The organism is Streptomyces sp. NPDC032721 (genome assembly GCF_055579625.1).
The window spans coordinates 47,799-63,915 of sequence record NZ_JBVIMX010000014.1; the positions used below are offsets into that span (position 1 = coordinate 47,799).

General features: G+C 72.6%; 16 protein-coding genes and 1 riboswitch. Of the genes, 7 read left to right on the plus strand and 9 right to left on the minus strand.

Features of this window, described 5'->3' with window-relative positions:
- Positions 1–250: 250 nt before the first annotated feature.
- From ACZ5PB_RS27675 to ACZ5PB_RS27700, 6 genes are all read right to left on the minus strand, one after another.
- On the minus strand, positions 251–466 hold the full coding sequence (locus ACZ5PB_RS27675) for a hypothetical protein (protein WP_468694670.1): 216 nt from the start codon (positions 464–466) through the stop codon (positions 251–253).
- 154 nt (positions 467–620) lie between these two features.
- Complete coding sequence (locus tag ACZ5PB_RS27680) at positions 621–1,133, minus strand: Asp23/Gls24 family envelope stress response protein (protein WP_468694672.1); 513 nt, start codon at positions 1,131–1,133, stop codon at positions 621–623.
- Between the two features lie 238 nt (positions 1,134–1,371).
- Entirely contained in the window at positions 1,372–2,163 is a 792-nt protein-coding gene (locus ACZ5PB_RS27685; protein ID WP_468694673.1) for an enoyl-CoA hydratase/isomerase family protein, read from the minus strand.
- A 215-nt stretch (positions 2,164–2,378) separates the two neighbouring features.
- On the minus strand, positions 2,379–2,597 hold the full coding sequence (locus ACZ5PB_RS27690; RefSeq protein ID WP_019060653.1) for a helix-turn-helix domain-containing protein: 219 nt from the start codon (positions 2,595–2,597) through the stop codon (positions 2,379–2,381).
- 393 nt (positions 2,598–2,990) lie between these two features.
- On the minus strand, positions 2,991–4,589 hold the full coding sequence (locus ACZ5PB_RS27695) for an ABC-F family ATP-binding cassette domain-containing protein (RefSeq protein WP_468694675.1): 1,599 nt from the start codon (positions 4,587–4,589) through the stop codon (positions 2,991–2,993).
- A 100-nt stretch (positions 4,590–4,689) separates the two neighbouring features.
- On the minus strand, positions 4,690–5,445 hold the full coding sequence (locus tag ACZ5PB_RS27700) for a hypothetical protein (protein WP_468694676.1): 756 nt from the start codon (positions 5,443–5,445) through the stop codon (positions 4,690–4,692).
- Positions 5,446–5,645: 200 nt separating this feature from the next.
- Between ACZ5PB_RS27700 and ypfJ the strand changes: the two genes are divergently transcribed.
- Positions 5,646–6,536, plus strand: coding sequence for a KPN_02809 family neutral zinc metallopeptidase (ypfJ, locus tag ACZ5PB_RS27705; protein ID WP_468694678.1), 891 nt, complete (start codon positions 5,646–5,648; stop codon positions 6,534–6,536).
- Positions 6,537–6,652: 116 nt separating this feature from the next.
- Positions 6,653–7,066 (plus strand): VOC family protein, encoded by a 414-nt coding sequence (locus ACZ5PB_RS27710; RefSeq protein WP_468694679.1) that lies wholly within the window; start codon positions 6,653–6,655, stop codon positions 7,064–7,066.
- 52 nt (positions 7,067–7,118) lie between these two features.
- Here the strand turns inward: ACZ5PB_RS27710 and ACZ5PB_RS27715 are convergent, their stop codons facing one another.
- The 3 genes from ACZ5PB_RS27715 to ACZ5PB_RS27725 form a co-directional block, all read right to left on the minus strand.
- Positions 7,119–8,516 carry a hypothetical protein gene (locus tag ACZ5PB_RS27715; RefSeq protein WP_468694681.1) on the minus strand — a complete coding sequence of 466 codons (1,398 nt, stop codon included), beginning with the start codon at positions 8,514–8,516 and terminating at the stop codon, positions 7,119–7,121.
- Positions 8,517–8,632: 116 nt separating this feature from the next.
- Entirely contained in the window at positions 8,633–9,760 is a 1,128-nt protein-coding gene (locus ACZ5PB_RS27720) for an alpha/beta hydrolase (protein WP_468694683.1), read from the minus strand.
- Between the two features lie 85 nt (positions 9,761–9,845).
- A complete protein-coding gene (locus ACZ5PB_RS27725; protein WP_468694917.1) occupies positions 9,846–10,526 on the minus strand; it encodes a class II aldolase/adducin family protein in 681 nt (226 codons plus the stop codon).
- Between the two features lie 243 nt (positions 10,527–10,769).
- On the opposite strand from ACZ5PB_RS27725, the gene ACZ5PB_RS27730 reads away from it, so the two are divergent.
- From ACZ5PB_RS27730 to ACZ5PB_RS27750, 5 genes are all read left to right on the plus strand, one after another.
- A complete protein-coding gene (locus ACZ5PB_RS27730) occupies positions 10,770–11,573 on the plus strand; it encodes a lysozyme (protein WP_468694685.1) in 804 nt (267 codons plus the stop codon).
- Positions 11,574–11,730: 157 nt separating this feature from the next.
- On the plus strand, positions 11,731–13,011 hold the full coding sequence (locus ACZ5PB_RS27735; RefSeq protein ID WP_468694686.1) for an inorganic phosphate transporter: 1,281 nt from the start codon (positions 11,731–11,733) through the stop codon (positions 13,009–13,011).
- Positions 13,012–13,023: 12 nt separating this feature from the next.
- Positions 13,024–13,245 (plus strand): hypothetical protein, encoded by a 222-nt coding sequence (locus ACZ5PB_RS27740; RefSeq protein WP_468694687.1) that lies wholly within the window; start codon positions 13,024–13,026, stop codon positions 13,243–13,245.
- Between the two features lie 106 nt (positions 13,246–13,351).
- Positions 13,352–13,501: riboswitch (cobalamin riboswitch) on the plus strand.
- 33 nt (positions 13,502–13,534) lie between these two features.
- A complete protein-coding gene (locus ACZ5PB_RS27745; protein ID WP_468694688.1) occupies positions 13,535–14,518 on the plus strand; it encodes a cobalamin biosynthesis protein in 984 nt (327 codons plus the stop codon).
- On the plus strand, positions 14,515–16,062 hold the full coding sequence (locus ACZ5PB_RS27750) for a cobyric acid synthase (RefSeq protein WP_468694690.1): 1,548 nt from the start codon (positions 14,515–14,517) through the stop codon (positions 16,060–16,062). Before ACZ5PB_RS27745 ends, ACZ5PB_RS27750 begins: the two co-directional genes overlap by 4 nt.
- Positions 16,063–16,117: the final 55 nt, after the last annotated feature.

The window sequence follows — 16,117 nt, forward strand, 5'->3', positions numbered from 1 at the left end:
CTACCCCTGCAGGAGGGGAGGGAGGTTGCGTCTCCCCCCTTTCCTTGCTCCATTTTGCAACGCGGGCCCCCCTGTTCTTTTGCCCCCCCTCCCCCCTTGGGCGGCCCCCCGAGCGCCTCGCGGACCGCCTGTTCGGCGATCTTCGTGACGACCCGGTCCGCGATCCGCAGCGCGCCCCGTTCGCCGGGCGGCACGGCGGCGCGGGCCGCCGCCGCCCCGGAAACCGCCTCACCGGCGGCCACCACGGGGGTCACCGCGGCCGGGGCCTGGACCGGGGCCGCTCGTCACGGTCGCGCCCGCGCGGGCGGAAGAGGTCACCGGGATCCAGATCGCCCTCCAGGTACCGGCCGACCAGGAACCCGATCAGACCGAGCGCGGCGACGATCACGAATGCTCCGAACCCGCCGAAGTACCCGGCGAATCCCAGCGCGATGCCGACCCCGAGGCCGACCACGGACAGACTCATCGAACCGTCCTCACTCTCGTCGTTGCGAAGTAGGTGGTACGCCGTTGGCCCGCGTGCGGGCGGCCGGCCGCGCGGCATCCGTCGTCCGCCGCCCGCCACGGGCCGATCCGCCGCGTGCCGCCGGATGCCGGGCCGGTGCGCCCGGAGGCCGGGGTCACTGGAGCCTCGGCTCCGGCTCGTCCTCTTCCTCGTCGGGCAGCTTCACGTCGCCGACCGCGATGTTGACCTCGACGACCTCCAGGCCCGTCATCCGCTCGACGGCGGAGATCACGTTCTCCCGTACCGCACGTGCGACATCGGCGATGGAGACGCCGTACTCGACGACGATGTCCAGGTCGAGTGCCGTCTGCACCTCGCCGACCTCGGCCTTCACGCCCCGGCTGACGGACTTGGTGCCACCGCCGCCCGGCACCCGGTCGCGGACCGCGCCGAAGGTGCGGGAGAGGCCGCCGCCCATCGCGTGGACGCCGAGCACTTCGCGGGCCGCCATCCCGGCGATCTTCTCGACCACGCCGTCCGCGATGGTGGTCTTGCCGCGGGAGCCGGGATCACCGCCGCCGCGCTGTGGACTGCTCGCGCCGGAGGCGGCGGCGTTCCGTCCGCCGCCGGCAACTTCCTTGTCCAGGCCACCGGGCCGGGGGGAGTTCTGTCGTTCGGTGTCAGCCATCGCCGTTCGTCCCTTTCCTGGGGGTACGCGGTACTGGACTCCGTTGCCACATTAAGTCGGATTACCCGATGTCGCGCCGGGGATGCGGCCGGGCGGGCGAGCTCTGCCGGGCAGGCCGCGGGCACCACGACGACACGGCGCCCCCCGGGCCGCGGGTCCGTGCCGGACGGGCGGTTGCCGGGGAGCGCCGTGCGCTGTGCCGAGGTGTGGGGTTGTCGCGCTGCCTGCGCGGGGTGGGTCAGTCGGAGAGGCCCGCGAGGTCCCGCAGCCGGCGGCCCTGTGCCGCGCGCTCGGCGACGCGCTGGTCCTCGTAGCTGCGGCCGGAGGCACCCTGGAGCAGCGCCTTGGTCTCGATGACCGCGTCGCGCGGCGCCGCGAGCAGGGCGGCGGTCAGGTCGCGCACCGCACCGTCGAGTTCGTCGTTCGGTACGACGAGGTTGGCGAGGCCCGTGCGCTCGGCCTCCGGCGCGTGGACGAACCGCCCGGTGGCGCAGATCTCCAGCGCGCGGGCGTAGCCGACGAGACCCACGAGGGGGTGCGTGCCGGTGAGGTCGGGCACCAGACCGAGGCTGGTCTCGCGCATGGCGAACTGCACGTCCTCGGCGACGACCCGCAGGTCACAGGCGAGGGCGAGCTGGAAACCGGCCCCGATGGCATGGCCCTGCACTGCGGCGATGCTGATCAGGTCCGGGCGCCGCCACCAGGTGAATGCCTCCTGGTACACGGCGATCTCCGCGTCGAGGTCCGCTTCGGAACCACGCGCGAGGTCGAGGAAGGACGGCTCACCGTCGAAGCCCTCCGGAGTGAACGCCTGCCGGTCGAGGCCGGCGGAGAAGGATTTGCCCTCTCCGCGCAGCACGACCACCCGGACATTCCCGGGCAAAGCCTTCCCGGCCGCCGTCAACGCCCGCCACAGAGCGGGAGATTGGGCGTTGCGCTTGGCCGGGTTGGCCAGGGTCACCGTGGCTACGGCGTCCTCGACGGTGAGTTGCACGCCGTCTTTGTCGAGTACGGGGTCGAGCGAAGCCATGGGGTGCCTCCGGGTTCGGTTACGTATGCCGTCACCAGCTAAGTGACTGCACAGTAACCACCCGGCCGGCCGCGCGAACGACCGGCCCCACACACTGCGACCACGCAACTGCCCGCGTAAGCGCGTACAGGAAGAGCCGTACGCCTCATGCGGTATGGGTAATGCACGTAATGCAGGTAATGCGCGAAATGCCGGTGGATCCGTGGACGCGACGGTCAGGCCGAGGCCTTCTTGCCGCGCGTCGCCCCGCCGCGTCCCCGCAGCGTGACGCCGGATTCACTGAGCATCCGGTGGACGAATCCGTAGGAGCGGCCGGTTTCTTCGGCCAACGCCCGGATGCTCGCACCGGAGTCGTACTTCTTCTTCAGGTCTGCCGCGAGCTTGTCGCGCGCGGCGCCGGTTACCCGGCTGCCCTTCTTCAGAGTCTCGGCCACCCGTGCCTCCTCAAGGAAGTGCGCTCTGGACTTCTCATGATCACCCCTTGCGGGCTTCCTGGCCACCCATTCGGCAAGGTCCGTACAACAAGGTTCCCCGTGGAGGAAGTGCGAACCGGGCCCTGAATGCCGGATTCCGCGTGTCCTTCGCCATACCGGAATCCGGTGACCCCCGGGAATGACCAGGTCAGCGCCGTAAAACGATCAGTGGTGCGCGAAGGGCCCGCCCCGGTGCGGGGCGGGCCCTTCGATGTCGTGCGGCGCGCCGGGGTACGAGAGGCACTCACTCAGATGAAGGATCACGCGTAGGCCGAATGATCCAGCCGAAGTGGATCAGAGAGCCGATCGAACGGGGCATCTTCCGGGGCCATGGCCAGGGTCTTTGCCGCCGGACTATGCCAGGGCCACCAGGTCCGCGTAGTCCGGACCCCACAGGTCCTCGACGCCGTCGGGCAGCAGAATGATCCGCTCCGGCTCCAGCGCGTGGACGGCGCCCTCGTCGTGGGTGACGAGGATGACGGCGCCCTTGTACGTACGGAGCGCGCCGAGGATCTCCTCGCGGCTCGCGGGGTCGAGGTTGTTGGTGGGCTCGTCGAGGAGCAGGACGTTCGCGGAGGAGACGACCAGCGTGGCCAGGGCCAGTCGGGTCTTCTCGCCGCCGGAGAGGACCCCGGCCGGCTTGTCGACGTCGTCGCCGGAGAAGAGGAACGAGCCGAGCGTCTTGCGCACCTCGACCAGGTCCAGGTCGGGGGCGGAGGAGCGCATGTTCTCCAGGACGGTGCGCTCCGGGTCGAGCGTCTCGTGCTCCTGCGCGTAGTAGCCCATCTTCAGGCCGTGGCCCTCGATGACCTCGCCGGTGTCGGGCTTCTCGGCCCCGGCGAGCAGCCGCAGCAGGGTCGTCTTGCCCGCGCCGTTGAGGCCGAGGATGACGACCCGGGAGCCCTTGTCGACGGCCAGGTCGACGTCGGTGAAGATCTCCAGCGAGCCGTACGACTTGGACAGGCCCTCGGCCATCAGCGGGGTCTTGCCGCAGGGCGCGGGCTCCGGGAAGCGCAGCTTGGCTACCTTGTCGGAGACCCGGACCGCGTCCAGACCGGCGAGCAGGCGGTCGGCGCGCTTGGCCATGTTCTGGGCGGCGACGGTCTTGGTGGCCTTGGCGCGCATCTTGTCGGCCTGCGAGTTGAGGGCCGCGGCTTTCTTCTCTGCGTTCTGCCGCTCGCGCTTGCGGCGCTTCTCGTCGGCCTCGCGCTGCTGCTGGTAGAGCTTCCAGCCCATGTTGTAGACGTCGATGGCGGCGCGGTTGGCGTCCAGGTAGAAGACCTTGTTGACGACCGTCTCGACCAGCTCCACGTCGTGGGAGATGACGATGAAGCCGCCGCGGTAGGTCTTCAGGTAGTCGCGCAGCCAGACGATGGAGTCCGCGTCGAGGTGGTTGGTCGGCTCGTCGAGGAGCAGGGTGTCGGCGTCCGAGAAGAGGATCCGGGCGAGCTCGACGCGGCGGCGCTGACCGCCGGAGAGGGTGTGCAGCGGCTGGCCGAGCACCCGGTCGGGCAGACCGAGCGCGGCGGCGATGGTGGCGGCCTCGGCCTCGGCGGCGTATCCGCCCTTGGTGAGGAACTCCGTCTCCAGGCGCTCGTACTTCTTCATCGCCTTCTCGCGGGTGGCGCCCTGCCCGGTGGACATCTTCTGCTCGTTCTCGCGCATCTTGCGCAGTACGGAGTCGAGGTCGCGGGCGGACAGGATGCGGTCCTTGGCGAGGACGTCCATGTCGCCGGTGCGCGGGTCCTGCGGGAGGTAGCCGACCTCGCCGGAGCGGGTGATGGTGCCGCCGGCGGGGGTGCCTTCGCCCGCGAGGCACTTGGTGAGGGTGGTCTTGCCCGCTCCGTTGCGGCCGACGAGGCCGATGCGGTCGCCCTTGGCGATGCGGAAGGACGCGTTCTCGATGAGGATGCGGGCGCCGGCGCGCAGCTCGATGCCGGAGGCGGTGATCACGGAAGTACTCCTGTGCGGGTCTGACGACGGAAGAGTGGGGGTGGGCGGACTACTGCTTCGACGCCGCTAATGCGCAAGGAGAAGAGCCATACGGCCCAGTCTAACGGGCCCGGGCAAGCCGAATTCGGGGTGTGCCGGTGCCTGCCGCGCGGTGCCCGGCCGTCCGCCCCTCGCCGAGCGGGGTGCGGTCCGGGGTGACGCGGCCGAGGCGGTCGACGGCGATCAGCTGCTCCGTCCAGGCGACGGGCTCCGCGCAGGGCTGGGCGACGAGGAGGGTGTACGACGCCCCGAAGGTCCTGCGGACCGTCCCGGGGGCGGCGAAGGAGCAGCCCGGGCGGGCCGGCAGCACCCAGCGGAGGTCGCCGTCGGCGGTGCGGTAGCCCGCGATGTGGCGCGGGGTGACGACGGCGAGCACGGCGGCGGCCGGGTCCAGCGGCTGGAGCACGCCGGTGGCGCGGCCGTCGAAGCCGGGGATGGCACGGTGCCAGCGGACCGCGCGGCCGTCGGCGCGGACGGTGTCGGTGAACAGTCCGTCGTCCCAGAGGACGAAGGCGTGACCGGGCGCGGGGCGGACGGCGAGCGGGCGGCGCCCCGTCCGGGTGTACGTCCAGCGGATGCGTCCGTTCGTCCTGTCGTACGCCTCGACGGCAGCGCCCCGGATCCGCAGCGGCGGGTCGGGGGCGGCACCCGGTGCGTGCGTGCCGAGGCGGTCGCCGTAGGGGGTGGGGCGGGCCTGGTGGGCGGCGGTGAGCAGCGGGACGGCAAGGGCCGCGGCGAGGACCGGGAGCAGCAGCCGGGCCGGGCGGGACGGGCGGCGGGGCAGGCGGAACGGGCGGCGGGGCGTGCGGCGGGACATGCAGCGGAACGTATCGGCGCCGGGGACGGGGAGGCGGCGGGAGGCAGGGCGACACGGCGGGGCGGGACGCGGCCGGTCCCCCGTTCGGCGGCACACCCGCGAAGCGGGCAAAGGGCGTATCGGGAGGAATTGGCCGATACTCGGCGCAAAGCGGTGGATTCCCGTCGCAGTCAGCACCAGCAGAGGGTGGGTGTGGCCCCGTGCAGTTCGACGACGACGCCAATCTGGACTCATCGGAGGTCCGGGACGTACGCGGCAGCCGCATTCCCGGCGGAAAGGCCACGATCGGCGGAGGCATCGTCGGCTTCATCGCGCTGATCATGGGCGTGCTGTTCGGGGTGGGCCCGGAGCAGCTGGGGCTCTCCTCGGGCGAGGAGGAACCGGCCGTGTCGGCGTCCTCGCAGGCCCAGGTGCAGCAGTCCTGCCGCACGGGCCGGGACGCGAACACCAAGGACGACTGCCGGATCCTCGGCGTGGTCAACAGCGTGCAGGACTTCTGGCGGCAGGAGTTCGCGCGGCGGGGCGCGAGGTACGAGGGCGCGAGGACGGTGTTCTTCACCGACCGGGTCAACACGGCGTGCGGCGCGGCGTCCTCGGCGGTCGGCCCCTTCTACTGCCCCGGCGACAAGCAGGTCTATCTGGACCTGGGCTTCTTCAACGAGCTGCGGACCAAGTTCGGGTCCAGCGGCGGGCCCTTCGCGCAGGCGTACGTGGTGGCGCACGAGTACGGGCACCACATCCAGAACCGGATGGGCACGCTGTCCCGGTCGCAGGACGGCCGGCAGGGCGCGAACAGCAACGCGGTGCGCGTCGAGCTCCAGGCGGACTGCTACGCCGGGGTGTGGGCCAGGCACGCGACCCGTACGCCGGACGAGAAGACCGGGAAGCCGCTGATCACCCAGCTGACGGAGGCGGACATCCGGGACGGTCTCGACGCGGCGGCGGCGGTCGGTGACGACCGGATCCAGGAGAAGTTCCAGGGGCGGGTGACACCGGAGTCCTGGACGCACGGGTCGGCGGCGCAGCGGCAGCAGTGGTTCTACACCGGCTTCAAGTCTGGCGACATGGCGCAGTGCAACACCTTCCGCTGAGCCCGCATCCCCCTCTTTTTCGGCGTTCGCGCAGGTCAGGGCGATTGTCAGTGCCGGCTGCAAGACTTGTGTCGTGGGTCACAGCGGTGGCTCGTACGAGTGAAGGGATGAGCGGCATGAGCAACGCACCGAGCATGTACCCGACGTTCCTGTACAAGGACGCCCAGGCCGCGATCGCCGCCCTCACGGAGGCCTTCGGCTTCGTGAAGGGCGCGGTGTACGAGAGCGACGACGGCCTCGTCCAGCACGCCGAGCTCAGTTACGGCAACGGCACGGTGATGCTGGGCAGCAAGGGCCGGGGCGGCGTTTTCGACCAGGCGATGGCGGGTGCGGGACCCTCGGGCGTGTTCGTGGTGGTCGCGGACGTGGACGCCCACCACCGGCACACCGTGGAGCACGGCGCGGCGCACGGGGTGAAGGTCCTGATGCCGCCGACGGACCAGGACTACGGCGCCCGGGACTACATGGCGCAGGACGCCGAGGGCAACATCTGGTCCTTCGGGACGTATGTACCGGAGGCGCACGGCTGAGCCCCCGGCGGCGGGCGGGACCGGCCGCGGCGCACGGCTGAGCCCCCGCCGGTCAGGCTCCGCCGGTGTGCACCTGGAACGCGGCGCGGCGCACGGCCTTCGCGAGGGCCGGGTCCGGGTGGGCGGCGGCGAGTGCGACCAGTACCTGCACGGTGCGCGGGTGGCCGACCGCGCGGACCGCGTCGAGCAGGGCGGGGACGGTGCCCTGGACCGCCGATTCCAGGTGGCGGACCAGGAGTTCGCTCTCGCCGTGGTCGGCGACGGCGGCGGCGGTGTCGACCCAGAGCCAGGTCGACTCGTCGCGGGTGAGCCGGTCGTGGGCGTCCTCGGGGTCGATGCCCTCGTGCTCGGCGAGCCAGAGCAGGGCGTAGGGGCGCAGGGCCACCTCGTCGGCGGCGGCGCGCACCTCGGCCTCCGCGGGGGCGCCGACGACGCGGAGCGCCTCGAAGGCGAGGCCGCGCAGGAGGGCGTCCTCGCCGCGGGCGACCTCAAGGAGTTCCAGGACGGCGGTGCCGATGGTGCGGGCGGCCAGCCAGGCCCGGTACTCGGCGCGGGCGGGGCCGGGGGTGAGCCGGGCGCAGCCGGCCAGCATGGCGTCGGCGGACTGCTCGATGTTCCCGGCGGGGCTCTGCGCGGCGACGCAGATCTGCTCCAGCTTGACCCAGACCGCCCAGCTGCCGAGCGGGGTCAGGGTGGCCTGCCCTTCGCCGAGGGTCAGGGCGCCGACGGAGGCGAGGCCCGCGAGGGCCCAGTCCAGGAGCGAGGAGAGCGGGACGGGGGTGACGTGCGGGGTGGACTGGGCGGGGATGCCGTGCAGGTGCGGCGGCACCTCGCAGCGCTCCTCGTGCAGTTCGGCGACGCGCTGTTCCAGCAGGTCGAGCAGGGCGGGGACCAGGACGGGGCCCGCCGAGAGCTGAAGGAGGGAGAGCACCTGGGGGACGGACTCCACGACCTCCGCGACGGTGACCGGGGTGATGCCCTCGGGTGCCGGGTGGACGATCGACCAGGCGTCGAAGAGGGCGACCCAGCCGCGCAGCACGGCGGCGTCGTCGCGGTCCCAGGCGCGCAGCCGCCAGCCCGGGCGGGCGTTGGCGCCGTGGATCTCGACGAGTCCGGCGAGGCGGGCGCGGTCCCAGCCCGCACGGACCTGGGCCTCGGTCAGGCGCAGCGCTTCGGCGGCGCGCTCGGCGGAGGCGTCGGAGAGGGTGCCGGCCTGGCCGGGGCGGGGTGCCGCCCCACGGGCGCGCTCGGTGTCGGCCCAGCGGGCGACACGGGCCGCGTCGGCAAGGACGGCCCTGGCGTGACGTGCCAGTTCCGCCTGGGCGGGGGTGCCCTCGGGAGGGCGGGGTGCCGGGCGGGTACGCCGGTTCGTCACGGCACGGCGGGCTGTGGCGAGGGGTCGCGGGCGGACAAGTCGGAGCCTGGAGTCGCGCGGTGTACGGGACGTCACGTGGAGCAGTGTCTCCGCTCACCGCCCGAAAGCCCAAACGGAACCGCTCCCCCCGCCGCCTGACGGGATGACGGCGGGGAGTGTGACAGGGACTACGGCGGCGGCTGTGGCGCGGATTACATCAAGGGAGTGAGGAAGCGGCGGAGGGCTTCCTCGTAGCCGGCCGGGTCCGCGTTCCACATGGCGGCGTGGGAGGCGTCCGGGACCGTGTGCAGGGTGACCAGGTCGGGGCGGGCGTCCGCGAGGGCCCGGGAGGGGGCCCACGGGGCGACCGTGTCACCGGGGCCGTGGAAGATCAGGGCGGGCACGCGGAGGCCGTCCGGGGCGGCGGCCTCGCGCAGCCGGTCGCCGTGCGGTCCCGTGCTGCCCTGGGCGGCGCGGACCGCGAGCGGCAGGATCGCCGCCGGGGTGCCGCGTGCCGAGGCGAGGGAGCGGACGGTGGCTTCCCAGTCGAGGACCGGGGAGTCGAGGATCAGTCCGCGCACCAGGTGGCGGACGGCCGAGGAGGTCGCCGTGTGCAGGGCCATCGCGGCGCCGGTGGACCAGCCGTAGAGGATGACCCGCTCGGCGCCCTGCCGTACGGCGTGGCGGATCGCGGAGTCGAGGTCGCGCCACTCGGAGTCCCCGAGGTGGCCGAGGCCGTCCGGGGAGCGGGGTGCGCCGGGGTCGCCCCGGTAGGCGAGGTCGAGCACCGGCAGCCGGTAGCGGTGCAGGAGGCCCATCACGTTGAGGGGGTGTTCGCGGGTGGCGCCCAGGCCGTGGGCGGTGATCACCCAGGTGTTGCGGCTGCCCGGCACGAACCAGGCGGGCAGCGCGCCGAGTTCGCCCATGATCTCGACGTCCTGGAAGTCGAGGCCCAGGGCGGTGCCCGGGTCGCCGGTGTGGACGTACGGGGTCAGACGGACCTTGGCGCCCGGTTCGAGGGAGCCCCGGTCGACCCGGTCCAGGCGGCGTACGACCGTGTGCGCCTCGTGCGGTGCGGCCTCCAGGACGGGGCCGACGACCGCGTGGACGCCCTCGCCCTCCAGTCCGTACACACCGGGCCGCAGCGTGGCCAGGCCCCGGGTCAGGGTGACCTGTCCGGGGGCCGTGGCGTGCACGGTGACGCGGGGGTCGCTGGGCAACGGCCGGCCGGGCGATGCCTTGAGTGCGGCGTCGCCGGCGTACCGGGCCGCTGCGACCGCAGCGGCGCCGATGCCGATCAGAGTGGTGACGGCCGCTGCCGTCGCTTTAGCCGGGTGCACCGCTTCAGTGTCCGTACAGCGGGCGGCGACGGCCAGTGGGCGGGGGCCGGTGGAGGCATGCCAGGCGCCCCGGCCGCACCGCCGTTCACCCCTGTTGGCCGTAGCCCCGCAGCCGCTCCTTGACCTCGTCGAGCTGGAAGTCCGACAGCAGGCTCGGAGAATGGCCGGGAACGGTCGATGCGGTGATCCACAGCCGGCACATCCACTCCAGTTGGGCCGTGCGGTCGTACGCCTGGTCGAGGGTGTCGCCGTAGGTGAGGGTGCCGTGGTTCCTCATGAGGCAGCCGGTGCGCTCACGCAGTGCCCGCAGCACATTCTCGGCCAACTCCTCGGTCCCGTACGTCGCATAGGGCGCCGTGCGCACCTGACCCCCCAGGGCTGCCGCCATGTAGTGGACCAGCGGCAGCCGGTCGACCAGGGTGGAGACGGCGGTGGCGTGCACGGCGTGGGTGTGCACGATCGCGACCGCCGGGGTGTTCCGGTACACGGCGAGGTGCAGGGGGAGTTCGCTGGTCGGGGTGAGCTCGCCGAGCACCTGCCGACCGTCCAGGTCGACACCGACGGCGTCGGCGGGGCCGAGCCTGTCGTAGGGGACGCCGCTCGGGGTGACCAGCACCAGTGCGCCGGTCCGGACCGAGACGTTGCCCGAGGTGCCGACGACCAGGCCGTCCGCCACCGACCGCCGGGCGGTGTCCACCAGGTCCCGCCAGGCGCGGGCCACCGCGTCCCGGGTTCCGGGCGCCCCGGCACCGCCGGTCGTGCCCATTCCGGTCGTGCCCGTTCCGTACGCCGCGTCCGCCGCATCGCTCGTCATGGGCCGCATCCTGCCAGCCGGGCCCCGGACCCGGCCCGGCCCCGGCGCACTGTAGCCCGGAGGCAAAAGCTCCGTAAGCCCTCGGGCCCCTCGCCTCCCACCCGTGCCGGAATTGGCCGGAGATCGACCGGCTTCTGACGATCTTCCAGTAGCGTCTGCCCAGATTTGTCATGCACGTAGCCATCGGGGGGAAACATGGCCCGTGATCACAAACCGTCCCTTCACCACGCCTCGCGCCAGGCCCTGCGGCACGCCCGCGTCCGGGCCCGCGCACTGTCCGCCGCCGCGGGTGCCACCGCCGTACTGACCCTGGGGACGACGGTCCTCCTCGGCGGTACGGAGGCGGCCGCCGCGGCCAAGCCGCGCGGGCACGACGTCTCCAGCCACCAGAAGAACGTCGACTGGCGGAAGGCCAGGAAGAAGGGCGCGACCTTCGTCTACGTCAAGGCCACCGAGTCCCACACCTACCGCAACCCCTACTTCGGCCGGCAGTACAACGGTTCTCGCCGGGCCGGCATCGCGCGCGGCGCGTACCACTTCGCGCTGCCGCACCAGTCGTCCGGGCGGACCCAGGCGTCCTTCTTCGTACGCAACGGAGGGGGCTGGCGGGCCGACGGGTGGACTCTGCCGCCGGCCGTCGACCTGGAGAACAACCCGTACGGCAAGACCAACGGGAAGAACCGCTGCTACGGGCTGAAGCCGGACCGGATGGTGTCCTGGATCAGGTCCTTCAGCGACGAGGTGCGCCGCAGGACCGGGCGCCGCCCGGTCATCTACACGACCACCCTGTGGTGGAACGAGTGCACCGGGAAGAGCCGGGCGTTCGGCGGGAACCACGCGCTGTGGCTGGCGCGGTACAACTCCTCGCCCGGGCCGCTGCCGGCCGGCTGGTCGTACTGGACCTTCTGGCAGTTCAACAACGCCCGGGGTTCACTTCCGGGTGACCAGAATCTCTTCAACGGGTCGCTCGGGCGGCTGAGCGCGTTCACGCGCCGTTGACGACCCTTTGGTGGCCCGGCCCCGCTGCCGTTCCGGTGAGAACCGGAACGGCAGTGCCGCGTTCCGGGTCACCGCAACGCCCTTCCCAGTTCACCTTCCGTTCACTCGGGTTACCTACGTTCCAACAGCCACTGACCTCAAACGATTGCCTGGGTAAATGGAACACATCACGCTCCTTCTCGGAATCGTGATCGTGACCGCACTCGTGTTCGATTTCACGAACGGTTTCCACGACACTGCCAACGCGATGGCCACCACCATCTCGACCGGCGCACTCAAGCCCAAAACGGCGGTGGCCATGTCCGCCGTGCTGAACCTCGTTGGTGCCTTCCTCTCCGTCGAGGTCGCCAAGACGATCTCCGGTGGACTCATCAACGAGAGCGGCATCACCACGGAAGTGATCTTCGCGGCGCTCGTCGGCGCGATCCTCTGGAACCTGATGACCTGGCTGATCGGCCTGCCGTCCAGTTCCTCCCACGCACTCTTCGGCGGCCTCATCGGCGCCACCCTGATGTCGGTCGGCGCCTCCGGCGTCAACGGCAGCGTCGTCATCACCAAGGTGCTGCTGCCCGCGATCGCCGCGCCGATCGTGGCCGGTGCCGCCGCGTACCTCGCCACCAAGCTCACCTTCAAGCTGGCGGACAAGACCGACGAGAAGGCCACCGCCAAGGGCTACCGGGCCGGTCAGATCGCCTCCGCCGGTCTCGTCTCGCTCGCCCACGGCACCAACGACGCGCAGAAGACCATGGGTGTCATCACCCTGGCCCTGGTCACCGGCAACGTGCTGGCCCCCGGCGCGAACCCGCCGATGTGGGTCATCGTCTCGGCCGGTGTGGCCATCGCGCTGGGTACCTACCTCGGCGGCTGGCGCATCATCCGCACCATGGGCACCGGCCTCACCGACCTGAGGCCGCCGCAGGGCTTCGCCGCCCAGACCGGTGCGGCCACGGTCATCCTGGCCTCCTCGCACCTCGGCTTCTCGCTCTCCACCACCCAGGTCTGCTCCGGCTCCGTGATGGGCGCCGGTCTCGGCCGCAAGGGCGGCGTGGTCCGCTGGTCGACCGCGACCCGGATGTTCGTCGCCTGGGGTCTGACGCTGCCGGCCGCCGGACTGGTCGCCGCCGCCGCGGAGTTCCTCACCGGTCAGGGCACCTGGGGCGTCACCGCCGTGGCGATCCTGCTGGTGGGCGGCTCGGCCGTGATCTGGGCGCTGTCGCGCCGCAAGCCGGTCACCGCCGACGACCTCGACTCGACCGGCACCGCGCCCCAGGCAGCGGCCACCGGCGCCGCCGCCGAGCCCGCCGGTGTGGTCACCACGGCCATCGCGGCCGTCACCCCGCCGCCCGCCGGTGTGCTCACCACCGACGACATAAAGGCCACCCTCCACTCCCCCTCCGGGGCCTCCGCCGAACCGGCCCGCCCGGCCGCCTCGGTCTAAGGAAGCGACGACATGAACATCGACTGGGCAGCTCTCGGCACCGTCTTCGGCGTCAGCCTCGTGGCCACCGTCGGCCTGGTGGGCCTCTTCACCCTCGGCATCGTGGGCCTCTCCAAGCAGGAGGCGGCCGCCGCTTCCGGCGGCTCCGCGACCATGGCGCGCACCGGCGCGTACGCCTGCTTCGCGCTCTGCGCGGCGGCCGTCGCGTACGGGATCTTCCTGATCGTCGCCTGACGCACGCATCTCCCCCGGACCGCCCCGCGCCCCGTGCGCGGGGCGGTCCGTCGTGTGCGGGGCGGTGCTTCCGTGCGCCGCCTCCTGCAGGTCAACCCCAGGTTGACGGTTGTTCGCGGCGCATGGTGGACTGCCCGAGCCAATACGGCGGCATGGAGAGGAAGCCGGTGCGAATCCGGCGCGGTCCCGCCACTGTCACGTGCGACCTTTGGTCGTCACGAAGCCAGGAACTCCCAGCCGCTCGTCACGTCGAACCAGGGCGCGGACCCTGAGTGAGGACAACTTCGCCATGCCCGGCTGCGGTCCACGCGGTTCAGCTGTTTCGCCTGCCCATGTCTTCGCGTACGGTGCCGCCGCCGGCCTCCTCGGCGACCTGCTGCTCGGCGATCCGCGCCGGGGCCATCCGGTGGCCGCCTTCGGCCGTGCCGCCGGGGCCGTGGAGAAGGCCCTGTGGCGCGACGACCGGGGCCGGGGCGCCCTGCACACCCTCCTGTGCGTCGGCGGGGCCGCCGGGGCCGCCGCGCTCGCCGCGCGTGCCGTGCGCCGCTCCCCCGCCGCTTCCGTCGCCCTGACCGCCGCCGTCACGTGGTCCGTCGTCGGCGGTACGTCGCTGGGGCGCGAGGCCCGTGCGATCGGCGGGGCGCTGGCCGCCGGGGACCTCGACGTGGCCCGCGAGCGGCTGCCGCACCTGTGCGGGCGCGACCCGCAGGCCCTGGACGGGCAGCAGATGGCGCGTGCCGTGGTGGAGTCCGTCGCCGAGAACACCTCCGACGCCGTGGTGGGCGCGCTGGTGTGGGGGGCGGTCGGGGGCGTGCCGGGGCTGGTGGCGTTCCGCGCGGTGAACACCCTGGACGCGATGGTCGGGCACAGGTCGGCGCGCTACCGGCGCTACGGGTGGGCCTCGGCGCGGCTGGACGACGTGGCGGGCTGGCCGGGTGCCCGGCTGACGGCCGCGCTCGCGGTGCTCGCCGGGGAGGACCGGCGCGGTGCGCTGCGTGCCTGGCGTACGGACGCCGCGGCCCATCCGAGCCCCAACGCGGGCCCGGTCGAGGCCTCGTTCGCGGGTGCGCTGGGGGTGCGGCTCGGCGGGACGCTGTCGTACGCCGGGCGGGTGGAGCACCGGGCGGTGCTCAACGGGGCGGCGGGCCGGCCCGTCGCCACGGCGGACATCGAACGTGCGGTGCGGCTGTCGCGCCGGGTGGGTGTGCTGGCGCTGGCCGTGTGTGCGGCGGGGCGCGTGCTGGCGGGCCGAGTGAAGGGACGTACGTCATGAGCGGCGGTGGACTGCTGGTCGCGGGGACCACGTCGGACGCGGGCAAGAGCGTGGTCACGGCGGGGATCTGCCGGTGGCTGGTGCGGCAGGGGGTGAAGGTCGCCCCGTTCAAGGCGCAGAACATGTCGCTGAACTCGTTCGTGACCCGTGAGGGCGCGGAGATCGGGCGGGCGCAGGCGATGCAGGCGCAGGCGGCCAGGGTCGAGCCGACCGCGCTGATGAACCCCGTACTGCTGAAGCCGGGCAGCGACAGGTCCAGCCAGGTGGTGCTGCTCGGCAAGCCGGTGGGCGAGATGAGCGCGCGCGGCTTCTTCGGCACGGCGGGCGGCAAGGAGTACGGCAAGGGCGTCCAGGGCGGGCACCGCGAGGCGCTGCTCGGCACGGTCACCGAGTGCCTGGCGGAGTTGCGCGGCCAGTACGACGCGGTGATCTGCGAGGGCGCCGGGAGCCCCGCCGAGATCAATCTGCGGCGTACCGACATCGTGAACATGGGGATCGCGCGGGCCGCCGGCTTCCCGGTGGTCGTGGTCGGCGACATCGACCGGGGCGGGGTCTTCGCGTCGTTCTTCGGGACGACGGCGCTGCTGGCGAAGGAGGACCAGCGGCTGGTCGCGGGCTACTTGGTGAACAAGTTCCGGGGTGATGTGTCGCTGCTGGAGCCGGGCCTGGACATGCTCCAGGACCTCACCGGGCGCCGGACGTACGGGGTGCTGCCCTTCGCGCACGGGCTCGGCATCGACGAGGAGGACGGACTGCGGGTGTCGCTGCGCGGCGCCGTCCGCGAGTCCGTGGTGGCGCCGCCGGTCGGCGAGGACGTGCTGCGCGTCGCGGTGTGCGCGGTGCCGCTGATGTCGAACTTCACCGATGTGGACGCGCTGGCGGCCGAGCCGGGTGTGGTGGTGCGGTTCGTGGACCGGGCGGAGGAACTCGCCGACGCGGACCTCGTGGTCGTCCCGGGCACCCGGGGCACGGTGAAGGCGCTGGAGTGGCTCAGGGAGCGCGGACTCGCCGACGCCCTGGTGCGGCGGGCGGCCGAGGGGCGGCCGGTGCTGGGGATCTGCGGCGGTTTCCAGGTGCTCGGCGAGCGCATCGAGGACGAGGTGGAGTCGCGCGCCGGGACGGTGGACGGGCTCGGACTGCTGCCGGTGCGGGTGCGGTTCGCCCGGGAGAAGACCCTGGCGCGCCCGGTGGGCGAGGCGCTGGGCGAGACGGTGACGGGGTACGAGATCCATCACGGTGTCGCCGAAGTGCTGGGCGGCGACGCCTTCCTGGACGGCTGCCGGGTGGGCTCGGTGTGGGGGACGCACTGGCACGGGTCGCTGGAGAGCGACGCGTTCCGGCGCGCCTTCCTGCGGGAGGTCGCCGCCGCCGCGGGGCGTCGCTTCGTACCGGCGCCCGACACCAGCTTCGAGGCGCTGCGCGAGGAGCAGTTGGACAAGCTGGGCGACCTGATCGAGCACCATGCGGACACGGACGGGCTGTGGCGGCTGATCGAGTCCGGCGCGCCGGCGGGGCTGCCGTTCGTGCCGCCGGGGGCGCCGTGAGACCCCCCGGCGGATGCCCCGCCTCCGCCCGTACGGAAAGCGTCTTCTCAGCGGA